Genomic DNA, 20385 nt, shown 5'->3' with positions numbered 1-20385 from the left:
TTTTCAAAGAAATTAATACGTAACAAATTACTAACTTTGTTTCATTAGTAGCAAGAGGGAGAGGACTAATCAATGCGTTCCAATGAAGGGCATTATCATATGCCGGCACGCTTTCTAAAGCGTGCGAAAGACTATGCACTTCCCATTACTATAACAGTAGGGGTGGTTGGGTATCAATACATTTCGCTTTTGGGCTTTTTGGTACCCTATTGCATCATTGCCATGCTTTTTTTCTCCTTTGTAAGGGTAGATTTAACGAAGATACGTCTTTCCCCGGTTCTAATAGGCATGCAGCTATTCCAAGTTGCCTTAGCTATTGCAAGTTACTTTTTGCTCAAACTTATCTTTCCTCCAGTAGTAGCTGAGGGTGCTTTAGCTTGTTTTCTTTGCCCGGCAGCTAGTGCCTCTCCGGTTATTATCGGCATATTGGGAGGTAGCGTATCTGTAGGGGTATCCTATGTATTGCTTACTTCTGCGGCAATAACTGTGATCGCCCCACTGCTTTTCAGCTGGATTGCTCCGGGAGAACTAAGATTCTTCGCTTCCACTTGGTACATAATGAAGCAGGTGATGCCATTAATTATCGTTCCCATCCTACTCTCTTCTACAGTTCGTCGATACATGCCGCGCGTTCTAAAGACAATTGAGAAGATCCCTTCTGCGGCTTTTTGGCTTTGGGTTGTTACACTTGCCATAGTCATTGCCAAAACAGTACACTATATGTCGCTCGAACCTGCGGAGGAGATACCCACCATGATTCTGTTGGCCGGAGTAGGATTAGTAGCGTGTATCATACAGTTTACAGTAGGAAAGTACTTAAGCAAAAAGACATTAGGTGAATCCATCACTTTAGGCCAAAGTTTAGGACAAAAGAATTCCAGCCTAGCCATTTGGATGTGTCAGGTCTACCTAAATCCTCTTTCAGCAGTAGCCATGGCAGCCTACTCGATTTGGCAAAATCTCTTTAATGCGATTCAAATGATGATTCACTCACATAAGGAAAAGCAAGCTGCAGTAACGGGAACCAAAGAATAAAAAAACGACTAATCGACCTATACTATGGTACTAAGCGACAATTGGCAAACTTTATTAGCCGAAAAAGAAAATGGCACGAGTGTAATCATATCACGCCGTATTGACTTGGAGGCTTTCATCGCAAGTGGCAAGCTACCTATACGTATTGAAATCCGCTATCCTTACTCTTCTGATGGAGAGGGCATGCCAGCCACATCCTCTTACGCTACCATAGAGGCCATTGAGAATGCCCTTCGTCCGGTTATGGAAGGCGATAAATTGGCCATTTTGGCATTCCAATACCTTGGCGGTGGTGAAAAGGGTTGGATCTATTATGCTCGCAACTTAGACGTTTTCTTTGAGCGACTCAACGAGGCTTTAGAGGAGATGGAAGAACTCCCCCTCTCCTTTGAGGCAGAGCGTGATCCCGATTGGGAGGAGTATCTTAACCTCGTACCGGAGGAACCTATCATCAAAGAGGAAGAAGAAGCATAAAAAGGATAAAGCCGGAAATAGCAAACCCCTATGAGTTCTTCTCATATTGTCCTATTTAGTTAGTAACTAAAAACTCTCTTAAAAAGGATTTTCTAAGAGAGGTGTAATGCCATTGGGGTAAGAGCTTTACGGCAGAAGAAGAATGCATTACAGTTATAAAATTTAAGAAATGCTTATATTTGCGTAAGTATGGAGGATAAAGGAAAAGAAACACTCACCTCTTTGGGAGGCTCTTATACGGAAGCTATGGATCGTCTTTCGGAAATCATTTGCATCATAGAGCAAGATGAGCCGGATGTTGATCTTCTTCTTCGTCTTGCAGAAGAGGCTAAAAGCTTGATTGTCTTCTGCAAACAGAAACTGCTCGCTACAGATAAGCAAATTGATGAGCTTATATCTTCGCTTGATGAGACTGAAGGCATTCAAGTAGTCACCGCTACAGATTCTACAGCAGAATGATTCTTTAATATCATCAATTCAAAACGAACAAAACATCTGAATTATATTTCAATCAGTATGAAACATTTTAGTCATTTATTAGCTATTATAGCTGTTACGCTTATGATTGCATCGTGTAACAATAAGAAAGATGCTACCGGAGATTTGGCAAATAACCCACTACTCAATCCGGCAGAAACCTATCTCAACACTCCGGATTTTAACTCTATTAAGGTGGAGCATTATAAACCCGCATTTTACGAAGCAATGCGCATACACTCTGCTGAAATAGAGGCTATTGCCAATAATTCTGAGGCACCTACATTTGAGAATACTATCGTAGCCATGGAGAAAAGTGGTGTGGCATTAAACCGAGTTTCAGCGATCTTCTTTGCCCTAACCAGTGCAGATACAAACGATGAACTGATGGCTATTGAAAGCGAGATTACTCCTAAACTGAGTGCTCACTACGACTCAATCAGTATGAATGATGCGCTTTTCCAGCGCATTAAGACGATCTACGATGGCGATCAATCCGCAATTGATCCCGAGGGGAGACGAGTACTTAAGCTAACCTACGAAGGCTTTGTACGGAGCGGAGCATTGTTAAACGATGCTGACAAAGCTAAATTGAAAGAGCTTAACCAAAAAGAGTCTACCCTGATGACAGACTTCGGTAATCGTCTGACAGCAGCTACCAATGCTCCTATTTTTATCACAAACAAAGAGCAACTCAAGGGGTTGGATGAAAGCACACTTGCCGCTGCCGCCACTGCGGCTAAAGAAGCCGGTAAAGAGGGACAATGGCTCTTCCGTTTGAACAATACTACAGGGCAAGACATACTTGCTTCCTTGGAAAATGCAGATACGCGCAAGCTTTTCTTTGACAAAAGTATTGGACGATGCGTACAAGGTGATGCTAACGACACACGAGATATTGTAAAGCAACTAGTAAAGGTACGTGCTGAGAAAGCGCAAATTCTTGGATTTGATAACTTCGCTGCTTGGAAACTCACAGATCAGCTTGCAGCTAAACCGGAGAATGCTATCAGCATGCTTACTCAATTAGCTACCCTCGTAAAGGATAAACTTGCTAAAGAAGATGCCGAAATAGAGGCCTTTGCACAAAAGAGTATGGGAGCCGACTATAAGCTCACTGCCTGGGATCGTCCTTACTTTGCCGAGCAGCTTCGAAAAGAAAAATATGGTGTAGATGAAGCTACTCTTAGCCAATACTTTGAGCTTGACAACGTAATCAATAATGGAATCTTCTTTGCAGCAAACCAAATGTACGGACTTACTTTTGAGCCACGCACAGATATTCCTGTATACCATCCTGATGTACGCTGTTGGGATGTAAAGGATGCCAATGGAGAGGTTATTGCCCTCTTTATGCTAGATCCCTATGCACGTCCCTCAAAGAGCGGTGGTGCATGGATGAGTAACTTTGTAGAGCAAAGCTTCCTATTAGGTAACAAGCCTGTCATTTACAACGTATGTAATGTACGAAAGCCGAGCGCCGGTGAGAAGTGTCTCTTGACTTGGGATGAAACTACCACATTCTTCCATGAGTTTGGTCATGCACTCCACGGTATCTTTGCAAACCAGACCTACCCATCTGTAAGTGGTACTAATGTACCTCGTGACTTTGTGGAAACTGCTTCTCAATTCAACGAGCATGCAGCTCTTGATCCAACCGTATTCGCACACTATGCACTACACTATCAGACAGGAGAAGTAATGCCTAAGGAATTGCAAGAAAAAATGCTCCGTGCCCTCAGCTTTAACCAAGCAATGCCGCTAGCTGAAAATGTAGCTGCCTGCCTTATTGATATGTCCTGGCATACGCTAAGTGCAGCCGATGCTGACATAGCCGACGTAGAAGCCTTCGAAGCCGAAGCACTCAAGAAGTATGGAGTTGACTTTGCCACCGTACCTCCACGCTATAAATCAACCTATTTCCGCCATATTTGGAGCAACGGATACTCGGCCGGTTATTATGCATACCTTTGGACAGAAGCTTTGGAAAGCGATATCTACGAATGGATGAAACAGCACGGAGGTCTTACTGCAGAGAATGGCAATCGCTTCCGTGACCTCATTCTCTCTCGTGGTAATTCTGAAGATCTAATGGGGCTCTTCAGCCAGTTCACCGGTCATGACCAGATGGATGTAACCTCTCTACTCAAAGCTCGTGGCTTAAAGTAGTAACAACAGTTCTACAAAACTGAATTCCTTAGCGGATGCGTCAGAGTAAAAGCTTTGACGCATCCGTTTTTTTATCTCTAAAATACACCTAAAACATCTGAAAGTTCGGTACGATATGTTGAGATGTTTCCAAAGAAAAGTACAGTAGAAATACTCAAAACATCCACTGAAGTACATTGATCTTTTAAACAACTAATTTTCACATTGTTTCCCAAAACGAACTTTCCACAGTAGATCTAATTTAGATTATCTGAATAAGACTTGACTTTCATTCAAAAAAGAAGTCAGAGATCGATTGAGTCATACTACAATATGAGCGTTGTACTAGCATTTCCTTAAGTCGGGGAAAAGTAACTATTTGCAAATTATTAGGCGGAAATACTGAATATCAATAGTAATAGATAAAATGGGGTACTATTCACTATCTTTGTGAGAGAAAAGTTATGGGAGAAATGAGACCATTGGCGGAGCGCATGCGCCCGCACTGCTTAGATGAGTATATCGGACAGAGGCATTTAGTAGCTCCGGATGCACCTGTAGGACGTATGCTACATGGGGGAGTTGTCACGAGTATGATTCTCTGGGGGCCTCCGGGCATTGGGAAAACCACACTAGCTGAAATCATTGCAGCTTCGGTAAAAGCCCCTTTTTATAGACTTAGTGCCACCGGAAGTGGTGTTGCAGATGTACGCAAGGTACTGAACGATGCAACGAATGATACTCGAACCCTTTTCGCTACGGCACAGCGGCCGATTCTGTTCATTGATGAGATCCACCGTTTCTCAAAGAATCAACAAGACTCTCTTTTAGCTGCTATTGAACGCGGTGTTGTAACATTAATTGGAGCTACAACTGAGAACCCTGGCTTTGAGGTAATTCGCCCATTGCTCTCCCGTTGTCAGGTATTTGTTTTAGAACCATTGAGTAAAGAGGATCTTCTCCTTCTTGCAAAGCGAGCTATTAGCGAAGACGCTGTACTCAGCAAAATAAATATCACTTTAGAAGAACCCGAGCAACTATTACTGGCCGCAGGAGGAGATGCTCGTAAGCTCCTCAACTTATTGGAACTCATTGTATTTTCCACTAAAGAGCGACCACTCGTAATCAACAACACACTCGTAGAGCAGTTAGTTGCGAGTCAACCGGTGGCGATAGACAAATTAGGCGATCTGCACTACGACATAGCCTCAGCCATGATCAAAAGTATTCGCGGCAGCGATCCGGATGCGGCTATCTACTGGATGGGTCGACTCATTGAGGGTGGAGAAAACCCACGCTTCATTGCACGCAGATTGGTGATCTCAGCAGCCGAGGATATCGGCTTAGCCAACCCACAAGCGCTGGTAGTAGCTCAGGCAGCGGCTAATGCGGTGGAATTCATCGGATGGCCCGAAGGTCGTATTCCCTTAGCAGAAGCCATCATCTACTTAGCAGGTTCTCCTAAAAGTAACTCTGCTTACTTAGCGATTAATAAAGTACTCGCTTATATAAAAGAGACGGGTAATTTGGCTGTTCCTATATCCCTACGCAACCCTGTCAATTCAGTGGTCGACAAGCTCAATTATGGGAAAGATTATCGATATCCTCACGATTATCCGCGGCATTATACAGAGCAAGAGTATCTTCCACAAGAGGCGCAAGGAATGAGCTTCTACTCACCTCAAGATGTTGGTGCCCCAGAACGCAAATTAGCGGATTGGCTTCGCTTCGCCCGTTATGGTATCATAGATGAAGAAAATTAAAAAACAGAATAATTAGAGTTGTACATTCTCATGAGAAACAAAGCAACACAAATTACCATTCTAACATTGCTTACAATGCTATTTTTAAGTAGCTGTGGAGTGGTACCGGTCTCAGGAAGACGGCAGCTAAGCCTTGTACCGGAAAATCAGATCATAGCCGAAAGTTCTCTTCAGTATAGCAAGTTTGTTTCGCAGATGCCACACAGCAATGACAAACAGGCCACTGATCGTGTGCTACGTGTATGTAACAATATTGCCAATGCAGCCGACCACTACCTCCGCACACACAATGCTACTAAATTGGCTCAGCAGATGAAATGGGAAGTGAACCTGATAGCCGATAGGCGCTTAAATGCCTTCTGCATGCCGGGCGGCAAGATTGTAGTTTATACAGGCATATTACCTCTATGCAAGACAGATGCTGAGTTGGCAACGGTTATTTCTCACGAAGTAAGCCATGCTATAGCACGTCATAGCAGCGAACGGCTCAGTCAGGAAATATTACGCCAAATAGGAGGTCAAGCAGTAGGGCTAGCTTTTAGTAAAGAAAATGCGGTTGTACGATCAGTAATCCAGCAGGCTTATGGGTTGGGTTCTCAAGTAGCCGTCACACTACCCTATAGCCGTAAGCACGAACAAGAAGCCGACATTATCGGACTTACCTTTATGGCTCTGGCTGGCTATGACCCTGCAGAGGCTGTTACTTTTTGGAAGAAGATGAGCAAAGCCTCTGAAGGACAACGTCCGCCGGAGTTCTTGAGCACCCATCCAAGTGAGGAAAGTCGTATCAAAGCTATTCAAAAAGCACTGCCCGAAGCCCAAGCTCTTTACCAAGCACAAAAGGAAAAGCAATGAACAAAATGCTTTTCTTGAATGTTTACAAATTGGGCAATGTGATATGAAGTGAATTAAAAGTCGGCATCTCACTTTGCACACATAGTGGGCCGGTAATCAATTACCGGCTCACTATATGATAACGAGAAAAACAAATGAGAAAAAATCCACCATACCAAACCACGTGGAATCCGGATGCAGAGGCATCAGGCAAGACGCGCGTGCTATCACCTATCCCTTTACCGGTAATCCCGGCAGAGGATATGGGGAATACCAAAAAGACTACTCATACTCCGGACAAGGTTTATCCGGTCATTACACTGCGCAATAATGTTTTATTTACACGTCAAGCCTATGCGCTGTCTGTAGACAGAGAAGAGTTCAAGCGTAGTTTTGGAGAGAGAACCGATGAGGATAGTATATCCGGTGAATATGCAGTTGTTGCTTGCACAGTGGAAAATGCTCCCGAAGAACTAGAGCCTTCTGATATCTATTCACTAGGGGTGCTGTGTCGTATAGCAAAGCAAATTAGCTTCGTAAGCAATGAAGAAGTTTCTGAAGAACAAGAAGAGGCAAATGGCATTTTAGTTGTTGCAGAAGAGCTAGTCCGACTCCGGGAGGTAAGCAAGTCTGACCAAGGACTTCGGGCGAAAGTGACCATACAGAAAGAGACACTTCCTCGTAGCAAACAAGATAACGAGTTTTTAGCTTTAGTTGAGACAGTAAAGGAACTCACCATTGAACTTGTTGAAAAACAATTCGATGATCTTCCTAATATGATGCTCGCACATTTCAAGAGCAGCTATGACCCGATACATATCGTAAACTTTTCGGCCTCCATTCTTACTTTACGGCCCAAGATCAAGCAGGAGCTACTAAGGAATACTTCCATCAAAAAACGCGCCTCTCTACTCATGCCCTATCTTCAAGAGGCGAATGAGATTCAGGATCTAAAAAATAGTATCCGTGCGAAGACTAAGTTCGAATTAGATAAGAAGAATAGGGAGTACGTACTCACACAACAACTCCAACAGATACGGAAGGAGCTTGGTGATGGCGATGAAGATGATATAGAGATCAAAGAACTTGAGGAACGAGCCAAAGTAAAAAAGTGGAATCAAAGCGTTGCAGCAGCTGTAAGTAAGGAAATATCTAAACTCAGGCACTTGCATCCTCAAAGTCCGGACTACGCTACACAATATCAGTATATTGAGACCTTACTCGATCTTCCTTGGGGAGAATATACCGATGACCAGTTTGACTTAGATATGGTAAAGGCTCAGCTGGATAAGGATCATTATGGATTAGATCTGATTAAGGAACGCATCCTTGAGCACTTAGCCGTATTAAAGCTCCGCAACGACATGAAGGCACCTATTCTATGTCTTTGGGGTCCTCCCGGAGTAGGGAAAACATCTTTAGGAAGAAGCATTGCCACCGCATTAGGTAGGAAGTATATTCGTATCTCCTTAGGCGGTGTACATGATGAAGCTGAAATACGTGGCCATCGACGTACTTACATAGGGGCTATGCCGGGACGCATCATGCAGAGCATTAAGAAATGTGGCTCAGCAAACCCCGTAATTGTATTAGACGAGATTGACAAAATAGATCGTGACTACAAGGGTGATCCAAGTAGTGCCCTATTAGAAGTGTTGGATCCGGAGCAGAATGTAGCTTTTCATGACAGCTATGTGGATATAGACTTTGACTTAAGTAAAGTTCTCTTCATAGCTACTGCAAACGCTCTATCAACTATTTCTAGCCCACTCTTAGACCGTATGGAGCTGGTACAAATTACAGGCTATATAGATGAAGAGAAGCAAGAAATAGCACTCCAACACCTTATACCTCGTCAACTTCAAGAGCATGGCTTAAGAGCTAAGGACATCAAATTCAGTCGCCCTGTTTTAGAGCTTTTGATTGATGGCTATACTCGAGAGAGTGGAGTACGCAACTTAGACAAGCAAATAGCTGCACTATGCAGAAAAAGGGCTCGCACGATAGCTGACAATAAAGAGAGCAAGCCACAGGCACTTACCCTCAAGCTCGTTAAGGAGTTATTGGGTCCTCCTCCCTTCTCTCGTGACACTTACGAAGGAAATGAGTACTATGGGGTAGTAACCGGATTAGCATGGACTAGTGTAGGCGGAGAAATACTTTTAATTGAAACAAGTACCCATGCCGGTAAAGAGGGTAATTTGATACTAACCGGTAACTTGGGTAATGTAATGAAAGAGTCAGCATCTATTGCTTTTGATTATATACGCAGTCATGCCGAGGAGTTAGGAATACCATCTGAAAGCTTCAAGAATACGGAAGTGCATCTGCACGTACCCGAAGGGGCTGTGCCAAAGGATGGTCCTTCAGCTGGTATTACTATGACAACTTCTATGGTATCGGCTTTTGCCAAACGAAAGATACGCCCACGCATAGCTATGACCGGAGAAATGACACTTCGCGGAAAGGTATTACCTGTAGGAGGTATCAAGGAAAAGATACTAGCTGCAAAACGAGCAAAAATAGAACATATTATTCTTTCTGTAGAAAATAAAAAAGATATCTCTCAGATAGACCAAAAATACCTTGAAGGAGTTACTTTTCATTATGTAAAAGATATCAGAGAAGTCCTTGATCTGGCTTTAGAAAAATAATTGATATAACACATTGAAGAGATGGAGCGCGCAAAAACAACTATAGATGAGTACGATGAGATTATCGCAAGCTGCAGATTGCTATTTGAAAAAAAAATGCATGACTATGGTTCTTCGTGGCGTGTGCTTCGCACTCCTTCGCTGACCGACCAGCTTTATATCAAGGCTCTCAGGATTCGCACGGTAGAGACTAATGGGGTCATGCAAGTAGATGAAGGGATCGAAGAGTGCTTTACAGCTCTTGTAAACTATGGCTTGATGGGTATCATACAGATAGATAAAGGGATTTCCGATGAAGCAGATATCACTTGTGGTCAAGCCCTAAACCTATACGATAGGGCTGTATGTGATACGAGGAGCCTCATGCAACAAAAGAATCATGATTATGGAGAAGCATGGCGCTCAATGCGTATTAGTTCCTTTACAGATATCATTCTACAGAAGCTATTACGTACAAAAATGATAGAGGACAACAAAGGTAAAACCCTTGTATCAGAGGGTATCAAAGCCAACTATCAAGATATTGTAAACTACGCTATCTTTGCGTTAATACGTATATCGGAAGAGAATGGGCAAGCAACGACAAATCAGTAAAATAGTAGTAGAAGCAGCACGCTATCTATTAGCGATTGTGCTGCTTTTCTCGGGGTTTGTAAAGAGCATCGACCCTGTCGGTGGAGGCCTGAAAATGGTCGAATACATGCTTGCCTTGGGGATGCCGGCTTTTCGGCCATATGCTACAATATTTGCGGTACTGCTCTCTTCGTTTGAGTTCATGATCGGTGCCCTACTTCTCATGGGGCTATGGCGTAAGCTTACAGCTTGGCTTGTTCTTATTTTTATGAGTTTCATGACCCTCATTTCGCTCTACCTCGCTCTCTTCAATCCAATCACCGACTGCGGTTGCTTTGGAGATGCCATACACCTCACTAATTGGCAAACTTTTTCAAAAAACATACCATTACTACTAGCCTCTATCCTTTACTGCATCGGGTATAACTACATACACCCACTTTTCAAGAATACCGGAGCTTGGATTATGACAGCCTTAGCTCTATTTGGTATTCTTTTCTTAAACTACCGTAGTTGGCAGTACTTACCCATTGTGGATTTCCGTCCCTTTAAGGTGGGAAATTCTCTGCAATCACTAATCCTAGTTCCGGAGAATGCCCCGCAGGACGAATATGACTACACATTCATTTATGAGAAGGGAGGAGAAAAACGTGCCTTCTTGATGGATAGTTTACCTGATGAGTCGTGGCAGTACGTAGAGCGACATGAGAAGCTTATTAAGAAAGGATACCACCCACCCGTAAAAGACTTCTCTCTCTTCAGTGAAGGCAGAGACATAACTGATCAAATACTCCACAACTCAGGACCTATGATCTGGATACTAAGCCCCGATTGGCAAAAAGCAGACAGGGGCACCGCTGGTCGTATCAATCGACTTTATAAAACCGCTTCGGCCAAAGGGGTTCTTGTATTTGCAATATCGGGTAGTGATCAGGATAACGTAGAACGATGGCGCAATGCTACAGGAGCAGCCTATGACAATGTACTCCTGGATGCTACTACCATCAAAACAATAATAAGAAGTAATCCGGGAATTCTGTTTATTGAGAATGGTGTTATTAAAGCTAAAGTACCCGGACGTGGTCTTCCGAGGAGTAATGCTGCTATGGAACAATTCGTAGAGCATGCGTTTTCCTCTCGTCACAATGTAACAATGCGAGCTATTGTTGCTTTAACCCCACTAATAGCTTGGTTGTTAGCTGTGCTTCTTGCTTTACTCATTCCGGAAAGGAACAAAAAAAATGCAGTAATAATCAATAAATATTAGGTAGATATATCATGAGAGAAAAGATTGTAGCCGCCAACTGGAAAATGAACAAAGATCTTACCGAAGGTCTTCAGTTAGTTAGCGACTTAGTAGAGAGCCTTAAAGGGAAAAAGATCGCTTGCGAGGTAATCATTGCTCCTCCCTTTATTCATCTATCCGGAGCTGCCGAAAGACTTAAGGAAACTGATATTGTCTTAGCAGCGCAAAACATTGCAAAAGAGGAAAATGGGGCATTTACCGGTGAGGTATCCGCACAAATGATAGCTTCTACCGGAGCCAAATGTGTAATCATAGGCCACTCTGAGAGAAGAGCATACTACGGAGAGAATGGCGCAGTGCTCCATGAAAAGCTACTACGTGCCATCAGTGAGGGGCTACGCCCCATTTTCTGTGTAGGCGAACAACTTAACGAACGTGAGGCCGGCAAGCACTTTGATGTGGTAAGCAATCAGCTCACTGAGGCGTTCAATGCCATCGGTGCAGATAAAATAGCCCAAATGATTATTGCTTACGAACCAGTATGGGCTATTGGGACGGGTAAAACAGCCTCTCCTGAGATAGCTGAGGAAATGCATGCACACATACGAAGCTTTTTAAAGGAAAGGTATGGCGAAAGCGTTGCCAAAAAAATGCCTATTCTATATGGAGGAAGCTGTAACGGATCAAATGCTGTATCCCTTTTCAGTCAGCCTAATATAGACGGAGGACTGATTGGAGGGGCTTCCTTAGCTGTAGAAAAGTTCATGCCTATCATTGAGGCATGGGATCAAGTCCATAAATAAAAACTCTTATGAAGACAAGAGGCATTATTGCAGTCGTGTGCTTCCAGCTAATACTGGGAGCACTAACTGCTCATGCTCAGGAGGTAAATGGAGGGGCTTACTCCACCACTCCTCATGATATATTTGAGGCATTAGCATCTCGCCACGAAGGAGAAGGAGTGGTAATTATTCACCAACCCAGTGAACTTAAGGGGATGGTAGGCACTGTTTCCAGACCTCATTTTAATGCCTTAGAGAATCCCTCTGAGGTTGTTATCAGTCAAGGATATCGCATTCAGGTATTTAATGGCAACTTGCCAACCAGCAAGCAAGAGGCTTATCGACGTACCCGCTTAGTAAATGGTGTGCTCACAAATACTATGTGCTACCTGACTTATAAGGCTCCTTTCTGGAGGCTACTCGTAGGGGATTACACAAGTATGGAAGAGGCAAGAAAAGCACTCTCCACGCTTAAGCAGCAACTACCCTCTATTGCAGCCGAAATGTATATTGTAAGAGATAAAATAAGACATATCAATTAAAATAAGACAATCTAAAATGTCTATACACAACAAGCCAAATGAGTCTCCCTTTGGCAGGCTCTCAGAAAGCGAGTATAATGAATTTTGCGCTCTTCAAAAGCGTATGATCGAACTCTTAGGAGAGGACGCCGGTAGGGAGGGACTACTAAAGACACCCGAGCGTGTAACAAAGTCTATGTGCTTTCTCACCAAAGGATACGAAGAAGACCCTGTAGAAATACTACGTGGTGCAACTTTCAGAGAGGATTATAGGCAGATGGTTATTGTACGTGACATTGATTTTTTCTCGCTATGCGAACACCATATGCTTCCATTCTTTGGCAAAGCGCATGTAGGTTATATACCTAATAAATATATTACGGGTCTCAGTAAGATTGCTCGCGTAGTAGAGGTTTATGCACGTCGTTTACAGGTACAAGAACGCCTCACTACACAGATCAAGCAATGTATTCAGGACACCCTTAATCCCCTTGGCGTAATAGTGGTTATTGAGGCACAACACATGTGCATGCAGATGCGGGGAGTAGAAAAGCAAAACTCTCTTACTACAACCAGTGACTTCACCGGAGCTTTCGAAGAAGCCACCACTCGCGAAGAGTTTCTCAATTTGATTCGTACCGGAAGACAATAAAGTATATGACAAGGCAATACCACATTCTGCTCACTTTTCCCGGAGACGACAACTTTTTACGTATCTTATCCATTAGAAGCGATGCGTCTGCCAAAGAACTTCACAATTTAATTCTTTCATCAGTAAACTACCCGATGGATACGATTGCTTCTTTCGTTTTTACGGATAGTGAAAATACCCTGGTAAAGGAGTTTATCTGTGATGAATCATTTATGGAGCTATCACAGGAGGAGGGAACCGAAACTGCTCTCATGGAACAGGTCTCTGTAGCACAGATATTTGAAAAAAAAGAAGAGCTGGACTGCCTTTATCTTTTTGATGTCTATCAAAACAGAGGCTTTACCTTAGAGCTATACGATACCGACTCGGCACTTACAACCGCTAGTGTACTCAAAGCAAAAGGCGAGGCTCCAGAATTAGTATCCGACTGGGATCTCTTAGAAAATATGTCCGATGAAAGTCTCTTCTCTACGGATGAGGAGATAGAATCTGACGAAGGACAAAGCTTCAATGAAGAGAGCCTATATGATATAACTGATCTGTTTGAAGACTGACCCCACTCTGATTATTATAACAGGGCCCACTGGCATCGGAAAGAGTCGCATCGCTATGGAAGCGGCAGAGCTACTAGGTTGCCCTATTGTATCCGCTGATTCACGACAGCTCTACCGTGGTATGGAAATAGGTACCGCAGCTCCTTCAAAGGAAGATCTAGAGCGGATACCACACTTTATGGTAGGTATTACCCAGCCCGATGATACATATTCGGCTGTGCGGTATGAAGCGGAAGTGATCCCTCTTCTCGAGAAGCTCTTTACTCGGTATCATTATGTAATTATGGAAGGTGGCTCTATGCTTTACATTGATGCTATTTGTAAGGGTATTGACCTCATGCCTGACATTCCTTCCGATATAAGAGATTTTCTCAAAGAGCGCCAACTTACAGAAGGCGACAAAGCTTTATTAGCCGAGCTGCAACTTGTGGATAACGACTATTTTCAGTGTGTAGATAGATGTAATATGAAGCGTGTTCTACATGCATTAGAGATCTATTATACTACAGGGAAGCCCTATTCTTCTTTCCTTACTGCTACAGTCAAAGAGCGCCCCTTTCGCATCCGCAAAATCATAATTGAGACCGTACGCGATAAGCTCTATGCATTTATTAATAAGCGTACCCTCAGCATGATTGAAAAGGGATGGGTAGAGGAGGTCAAAAAACTTCTTCCTTACCGATACACTAACGCTTTAGACACCATTGGTTATAAAGAGCTATTCCTCTACTTAGATGGAGAAATTGATCTTGAGGAAGCTATTCGCCAAATACAAAGAAAAACACGTCTCTATGCCCGTAAGCAGATCACCTGGCACAAGCGAGACAAAGAATGCCTACACTACCCTGCCGAAGGAAATGGGGAAGAGTTACTCAAATTACTTTGGTTAAAAAAAGAGTGGTAAAATAGCGAGAATACCTGGGAGATGAGGTCAACTATCCATAGAGAGATTTGATCTCCTCTTAGATCACTCCACTACTTATCCTCCATTTGTTGCTTGTTCAAGATAGCTTCCTTTTTATTAAGTAGCAACTCTTTCTTTCGTAGCTGCTCCTTCTGTAAAGCAAACTTTTCAGCATACAGCTCTGCAAGGCAATAGGTTTGGATGAAAGAGGATAATTTAGCTACTTTGACAGACTGAGATGATCCCACTCTACGGCCATTCAACTGCCTCTGCAAAATAAAGTGATCTACTTGCTCCCCGGCAATTGAGTCAATCCAAAAAGTAACTCTACGGCTTTCTTTTGGAGAAAGAGTCAAGGACTCATAATTAATCCCCGCACTTTGGAAGCGATAATTCAATCCCTGATCATGAGTAATAGGTTCAATCAACACTTGCTCGTTTCCGGCAGTAAGTGTAAACGAATCATGATTTAGCTTTGTTCCTCCCGCATAAAGCTCCTGCAAAGTAAGGAAGCCCAGTGTATCTGTCTTTAGTTGTAAGGGATTAGCCGCGATAAACTGCGCTGTACGGAGTGCACTACGGAAAGACGCCTCTGTACCATACTCGGATCCGGAAGGCGCTGCATAGAGCGCATTCTGCTGCTCTACTATCAACGAATCGATTTTTCCCAAGCGTAGTTCAATACTATCTATCCGAAGCTCCATCCGCAGGCAGTTTAATTCTTTTTGAAGCTCCAAAGCTTTTTTACGTTCTGCCAATAGATCCGTGTAGGTAGTATGTATAGAATCCAATAATTCTGCAGCTTGGTCATACCGCGCCTCGTCAATGGCTACGCGAGCCTCATCAAGAAGAGACTTTGCCTTCTGCTTGTCACTTTTTGCACAGCCAACGAAGCATAAGATCGCAAAGAGAAGCGTTAAGCCACCAATCCTTTTCATGAGTTTAGAATATGCTAATCTTCAGATACTTCTTAGGATGAGCCTTTATGTCATTTATCAGAAGGTCTGCACTATTGACCAAGGAATCTACGCGCCTGTATAGTTCCTGATCATTAAGTACTTTGGAAAGCGATCCGTCACCTTCATTTATTTTGTTTACTAAGGTCTTCAACTCGCTGCTTGTTTGCTCTAAATTATCGGTTATAGTTACCAGATTAACAGAATCAAGCTTTACGGAGAAGTTAGATAAATGCTCTGTAGATGCCGACAAATTAGAGGTTATTCGCGGTACATCCGTTTGCACGACCTCATGAAGCTCTCCCACAATTCGGTCAAGCTTGGCTATTGCAATATTTGCTCGTTCAGAGGCCTCCTGCACTTTGGTCATAGTTGTTTTGATAGAAGGATCGTTGGATATTATATTCCAAGCCGTCAGAATAGAGTCAATTTTAGGCAAGAGAGCCTCTACATAAGGTAGCACATTATCAGTAATAACCTCCATAGGATCTATTTCTTTGGGGGCAGGCCGTAACGTATCTCCACTCTCTAATATGCGTTGATCTTTTCCCAAGTATAGATCTATTTGAGCTCCACCAAGAAGGGATTGATGAATCACGGCTCTTGTATCTTGTGGCAAACGATGCTTCTTTTTTATGCTCAGCTTTAAAGTTGTCGTACCTCCATCATCCATATCAAAGATCATATCCTGCACTGTGCCCACTTTATATCCATTGATATATATGGGTGAGGCAATGGACATACCGGAGACGTTAGCGAATTTAACGTAATAAGAGTGCGTGGAGCTAAAAACGACTAAACCTTTGAGGTAATTAATTCCAAAGTAAAGAGCCGTTGCAGCAAACAATATCCAAATTCCGATTATGATTACTCGAGGAGACTTCTTCATAAAGACGTATATCGTGAGTCAATATTCTTTTACTATTATTATCAATTAGGTATCAAGGAGTGTTTCGTCTCTATCAATAGATATCCTTCACTCTTTTTCCGCCTTTATATACTACAATAAAAGCATCTTTGTAGTGCTTGTGATGCTTTTTGAGCAGTTGCTTCGCTTTATTCAAATCAGTAGTTTCTTCCACCATGTAGCAGTACATGCTTCCTTTCTTCTCCACGCGCACGTTAAGTCCCTTAAAGAAAGCATCCTTCTTAGGATTTTTCTTTTGCTTTGAAGAGGCTATTTGTATTCTATAAATCGTACCTGCTCGCTTTGAGGAGGAGACTTGCGCCTTTTTATTTGTTTCTTTGACAGGCTGTACTGGCTCTGCAGAAGCAGTAGGCTCAGGGTTCTCCTCTTCTACTTCCGGAGTTTCCTCAATTTCTTCAGCCTTCACAGTCGCACTACGGTCTTCAATAATAGGCTTACCCTGCTTTTTTGACCATGTGGCATAATAATTAGCAAAACCATTTGCTATTGCCGTGGATAGAGCTTTCTGACCGGCTGCTGAGGATAAATACTCCGATTCACTTTTATTTGAAACAAAGCCCAACTCAACCAGCACTCCCGGCATAGCAATTTCTCTGATCACGAGGAATCCGGCTTGACGCACTCCGCGATTCATCAAAGGAAGCTTGCTGAATTGACTTTGTATATTTTGTGCCAAATCTATACTTTGATCCAAATGCCTATTCTGCATCATTTCAAAGATGATATAGCTCTCCGCTGAAGAGGGATCGAATCCCTTATAACGAGTCTTGTAGTCCGACTCAAGGGTAATAGACTGGTTTTCACGCATAGCTACTCGCAAGTTATCCTCGCTTCTCCATAATCCAAGGACATAAGTCTCCGTTCCTCGGGCGCTACTACTTTCTGCCGAATTAGAGTGGATGCTGATAAAAAGATTTGCTTTATTACGATTGGCGAAATTAGCTCTATCCATCAACCCAACAAAAACATCGCTGCTACGCGTGTAGAACACCTTTACTTTGGGGAAACGCGCCTTAATAGTAGCCCCTGTTTGTAAAGCGACTGCAAGATTAACGTCCTTCTCATTAACCCCATAGCGTCTGGCTCCAAAATCTTTTCCTCCGTGACCTGCATCAATCACAACGGTAAAGTCATATTGCTGAGCAGAGATATTAATTGCAGAGAAACCTAAAAAGAAGAAAGTTCCAAATAAAATTCCTACGTATAGAAAAAAAGTTTTCGCCTTCATTGCACTAACAAATCTACACACAAATGTAGCCAATTCATTTGAAAAGAGAGAGCTTGCCTTTTCCCGACAATTCTCCACTTCGAAGCCTTTAATTCGTGTACTAACTAACCTGAATCTCTCAGGCAAAAGATCTATACCTTTCATTCAAAAGATATAGATCTTTTGATTAAAACATCTGTATCTTTTATCCGATTAATCTATTCTTTTTTACTCCCGGCTGCCTACATATAAAGTATTATATGTAACGTCAGTAGTAAAGATCAGCTAAGCGAGCTTGGATAGGAAACGATCCTTCGTAATTAGGAATCGCTCCAAATAACCCTTTCCTATCACGCCCTTTTCATCTTGAGCCTCCAAGTCAAAGCAGAGCTTACGACCATCCACAGAGGTTAATGTTGCGGTAGCCGTTACGACATGGCCTAAGCCAGTGGCACGTAGGTGATCAACTTCTACACGCACGCCTACCGTCGATTCTCCTTCAGACATTGCCGGGGCAACCAACTGCACAGAAGCCTGTTCCATGAGGGCAAGCATCGCCGGAGTCCCTAAGACCGGCACATCGCCACTTCCCACTGTAATTGCAGAATGACGCTCTGTAAGCTCGCAACTAATTGATTTTTTTGTTCCTATTAACTCGTTTAACTTCATCACTTTCTTTACTCATTCTATCACATAGATAGGTCCATTTATATATTTGAAAAAGAGTAAGCGATGGACGCTTACCACATAATCTACGCTCCATATAGCTATTTCCCATAGAGAAAAGCCATGCACCCAAAGGTACTAAAAAATCGTACTTTTTAGTGATATCCAGCAAACGAACTGTTCCCTTCGGAAACCGTGCTTCAAAGCGGTGAAGGTTTTCTATGTAGCGTCTCGTCGTACATAAGAATTCCTCATTGTTTCTTCTTAATTCGTGCCTAATCGGATTATCAATATGCTTAATAGGGATACGAGCCTCTTTCAAGTTAGCCCCCCAAAGAGCATCTTCATATCCCATACGCACCTCTTCATCAAAAGGAACAGCTAACATTATAGCACGGGGTATCAAGAAAGAAACGCCTCCGATTGCTTTGTAGGGATGTTTATTTCGCTCCGAGGCAGTGCGACTCTCTATCTTCCTTCCATAGCAATAGTAAAGCATCTGCTCTTCGGACGGGGGATAATCGGCATACACATGCCCTCCAAATACTACACTCTTCCCATCGGAAGCCGCTATATAAGTTGCCAAAAATTGATCCGTTAAAAGGGTAATATCACTATCCAGACAGAGTAGAAGGGGCCCTTTTGCTTCTCGCGCTAATAGATTGCGCATAGCTCCGGCTCCACCATTTTTCTCTGCAGTAATAAGACGTACCCAAGGAAATTGAGTGAGTGCTGCATAAATACCCTTGTATTCAGAGGAAGATGCATCATCCCCTACAAGAAGCTCGATTTGCCCCAATTCATATCGCTCTATTTGCTTCTGCAAGGAGTACAATAAAGGCATGGGATCATAATTATAAACAGGGATTAAAATAGAAAGAAAAGGCTCCATTACTATTTTATTGCTAATCCATAACGTCCCCCGGGTATTGATTCTATAAACCCATCCAACTCCAAATCAAATAGTCTACCGGAAAGCTCTGCAGCAGAAAGCCCCAGCCTTACAACAAGATCATTAAAATGCATTGTTTCTTGTTCACGAAGAAGATTGAGAATTGGGTCATCAGGGAAATCCTGCTTCTGCGTTGTGAACAAACTGCTCTCTACTCTTGAAGAAGTAGGAGTAGTCCAACCTAAAGACTCTATAAATTCCTCTATGGAATGAAAAGTAGCTGCTCGGCCGGTAGCAATCAAGCGATTACAACCTTCCGAATACCTATCCGTTAGCCGGCCCGGTACCGCATATACATCTCGATCATAATCCATTGCCATTGAAGCAGTCAGCAAGGCACCTCCACGCACTGCAGACTCCACTACAAGAGTTGCAGGACTCAGCCCTGCTATAATACGATTACGAGCTACGAATTGATGCCGCTCAATACCAGTCATCATAGGATACTCCGTAAGCAGCCCTCCTTGAGACAGCATACAACGCGCCTCATTAAGATGCTCCCTCGGATATACCTCATCTAAGCCGGAAGCAAGTACTGCAATCGTAGAAAGCCCCTCTTTGAGTGCGGCTCTACCTGCTGCTATATCAATTCCAAAAGCCAAGCCGCTCACAATAGTAATATCCGGCACCGCTTGACTTAAGGCACTTACAATTTGCTCCACAAGAGCATTCCCATAGCGCGTAGCATTGCGTGTACCAACGATACTCAGCATGTGCTCCGCAGCCAGTGCCTTACTATTCCCTTTGTAGAACAACACAGTAGGGGCATCTGCAGCATGATAAAGGAGCTGTGGATACTCCTCGTCAAAAATAGAGAGCACCCTATTACCGGCAGCCTCCTCACGAGCTATTATTTCCTCGGCTTTCTTAAATAGGCGACCACTATCCGCTTCTTTGCGGAGCAAAAACTTCGTTTTGGTAGTAAGCATTGGAAGCTTATCCGCTTCCGTGAATAGCTTAATAGCACTACCACAACTCTCTATTAGCCTGCGTTGCGTGAGTGAGCCAAAGCCACTCACTAACGACAAGGCAAGAGTATAGAGAGTCTCAGTGTGCATC

20 protein-coding genes are annotated in these 20385 nt (G+C 43.1%); 14 read left to right on the top strand and 6 right to left on the bottom strand.

From position 1 onward, the window contains the following. The first annotated feature begins 72 nt into the window (after positions 1 to 72). The 14 genes from ACLWMH_RS02445 (at position 73) to miaA (ending at position 14617) form a co-directional block, all read left to right on the top strand. Positions 73 to 1035 carry a bile acid:sodium symporter family protein gene (locus tag ACLWMH_RS02445; RefSeq protein WP_411915167.1) on the top strand — a complete coding sequence of 321 codons (963 nt, stop codon included), beginning with the start codon at positions 73 to 75 and terminating at the stop codon, positions 1033 to 1035. 24 nt (positions 1036 to 1059) lie between these two features. Then, positions 1060 to 1509 (top strand): DUF695 domain-containing protein, encoded by a 450-nt coding sequence (locus ACLWMH_RS02440; RefSeq protein ID WP_411915166.1) that lies wholly within the window; start codon positions 1060 to 1062, stop codon positions 1507 to 1509. Between the two features lie 189 nt (positions 1510 to 1698). After that, entirely contained in the window at positions 1699 to 1968 is a 270-nt protein-coding gene (gene xseB / locus ACLWMH_RS02435) for an exodeoxyribonuclease VII small subunit (protein ID WP_411915165.1), read from the top strand. A gap of 57 nt (positions 1969 to 2025) precedes the next feature. Then, the gene (locus ACLWMH_RS02430; RefSeq protein WP_411915164.1) at positions 2026 to 4155 is read left to right on the top strand and encodes a M3 family metallopeptidase; all 2130 of its coding nucleotides are present in this window, start codon (positions 2026 to 2028) and stop codon (positions 4153 to 4155) included. A gap of 452 nt (positions 4156 to 4607) precedes the next feature. Then, on the top strand, positions 4608 to 5897 hold the full coding sequence (locus tag ACLWMH_RS02425; RefSeq protein WP_411915598.1) for a replication-associated recombination protein A: 1290 nt from the start codon (positions 4608 to 4610) through the stop codon (positions 5895 to 5897). A 30-nt stretch (positions 5898 to 5927) separates the two neighbouring features. Then, positions 5928 to 6752 carry a M48 family metallopeptidase gene (locus ACLWMH_RS02420; RefSeq protein WP_411915163.1) on the top strand — a complete coding sequence of 275 codons (825 nt, stop codon included), beginning with the start codon at positions 5928 to 5930 and terminating at the stop codon, positions 6750 to 6752. A 134-nt stretch (positions 6753 to 6886) separates the two neighbouring features. Further along, positions 6887 to 9385, top strand: a complete 2499-nt coding sequence (gene lon, locus ACLWMH_RS02415) for an endopeptidase La (protein ID WP_411915162.1) — start codon at positions 6887 to 6889, stop codon at positions 9383 to 9385. A gap of 21 nt (positions 9386 to 9406) precedes the next feature. Beyond that, the gene (locus ACLWMH_RS02410) at positions 9407 to 9979 is read left to right on the top strand and encodes a DUF1599 domain-containing protein (RefSeq protein WP_411915161.1); all 573 of its coding nucleotides are present in this window, start codon (positions 9407 to 9409) and stop codon (positions 9977 to 9979) included. Then, the gene (locus tag ACLWMH_RS02405) at positions 9954 to 11225 is read left to right on the top strand and encodes a BT_3928 family protein (protein ID WP_411915160.1); all 1272 of its coding nucleotides are present in this window, start codon (positions 9954 to 9956) and stop codon (positions 11223 to 11225) included. The genes ACLWMH_RS02410 and ACLWMH_RS02405 overlap by 26 nt, the downstream gene beginning before the upstream one ends. 11 nt (positions 11226 to 11236) lie before the next feature. Further along, complete coding sequence (gene tpiA / locus ACLWMH_RS02400) at positions 11237 to 12007, top strand: triose-phosphate isomerase (protein WP_411915159.1); 771 nt, start codon at positions 11237 to 11239, stop codon at positions 12005 to 12007. 8 nt (positions 12008 to 12015) lie between these two features. Next, positions 12016 to 12528 (top strand): SPOR domain-containing protein, encoded by a 513-nt coding sequence (locus ACLWMH_RS02395; protein ID WP_411915158.1) that lies wholly within the window; start codon positions 12016 to 12018, stop codon positions 12526 to 12528. Between the two features lie 103 nt (positions 12529 to 12631). Beyond that, positions 12632 to 13159 carry a GTP cyclohydrolase I FolE gene (folE, locus tag ACLWMH_RS02390; protein WP_411915157.1) on the top strand — a complete coding sequence of 176 codons (528 nt, stop codon included), beginning with the start codon at positions 12632 to 12634 and terminating at the stop codon, positions 13157 to 13159. 5 nt (positions 13160 to 13164) lie between these two features. Then, positions 13165 to 13713 (top strand): hypothetical protein, encoded by a 549-nt coding sequence (locus ACLWMH_RS02385; RefSeq protein WP_411915156.1) that lies wholly within the window; start codon positions 13165 to 13167, stop codon positions 13711 to 13713. After that, positions 13703 to 14617, top strand: coding sequence for a tRNA (adenosine(37)-N6)-dimethylallyltransferase MiaA (gene miaA / locus ACLWMH_RS02380; RefSeq protein WP_411915155.1), 915 nt, complete (start codon positions 13703 to 13705; stop codon positions 14615 to 14617). Before ACLWMH_RS02385 ends, miaA begins: the two co-directional genes overlap by 11 nt. A 71-nt stretch (positions 14618 to 14688) precedes the next feature. Here the strand turns inward: miaA and ACLWMH_RS02375 are convergent, their stop codons facing one another. The 6 genes from ACLWMH_RS02375 to dprA form a co-directional block, all read right to left on the bottom strand. Beyond that, positions 14689 to 15555, bottom strand: coding sequence for an outer membrane protein assembly factor BamD (locus tag ACLWMH_RS02375; RefSeq protein ID WP_411915154.1), 867 nt, complete (start codon positions 15553 to 15555; stop codon positions 14689 to 14691). 4 nt (positions 15556 to 15559) lie between these two features. Continuing rightward, positions 15560 to 16462: an MlaD family protein gene (locus ACLWMH_RS02370; RefSeq protein ID WP_411915153.1), complete on the bottom strand. Its 903-nt coding sequence runs from the start codon at positions 16460 to 16462 to the stop codon at positions 15560 to 15562. 73 nt (positions 16463 to 16535) lie between these two features. Beyond that, positions 16536 to 17729: an N-acetylmuramoyl-L-alanine amidase family protein gene (locus ACLWMH_RS02365; protein WP_411915152.1), complete on the bottom strand. Its 1194-nt coding sequence runs from the start codon at positions 17727 to 17729 to the stop codon at positions 16536 to 16538. A 264-nt stretch (positions 17730 to 17993) separates the two neighbouring features. Then, entirely contained in the window at positions 17994 to 18377 is a 384-nt protein-coding gene (locus ACLWMH_RS02360) for a thioesterase family protein (protein ID WP_411915151.1), read from the bottom strand. Then, a complete protein-coding gene (locus ACLWMH_RS02355; RefSeq protein ID WP_411915150.1) occupies positions 18337 to 19266 on the bottom strand; it encodes a glycosyltransferase family 2 protein in 930 nt (309 codons plus the stop codon). Before ACLWMH_RS02355 ends, ACLWMH_RS02360 begins: the two co-directional genes overlap by 41 nt. 2 nt (positions 19267 to 19268) lie before the next feature. Next, positions 19269 to 20384, bottom strand: a complete 1116-nt coding sequence (gene dprA, locus ACLWMH_RS02350; protein WP_411915149.1) for a DNA-processing protein DprA — start codon at positions 20382 to 20384, stop codon at positions 19269 to 19271. Position 20385: the final 1 nt, after the last annotated feature.

Origin of the sequence: Porphyromonas miyakawae (genome assembly GCF_045865415.1) — a bacterium.
Lineage (GTDB): Bacteria > Bacteroidota > Bacteroidia > Bacteroidales > Porphyromonadaceae > Porphyromonas > Porphyromonas miyakawae.
The sequence above is the reverse complement of the archived record's forward strand: the minus strand, read 5'-3'. Positions and strand labels throughout refer to the sequence as shown.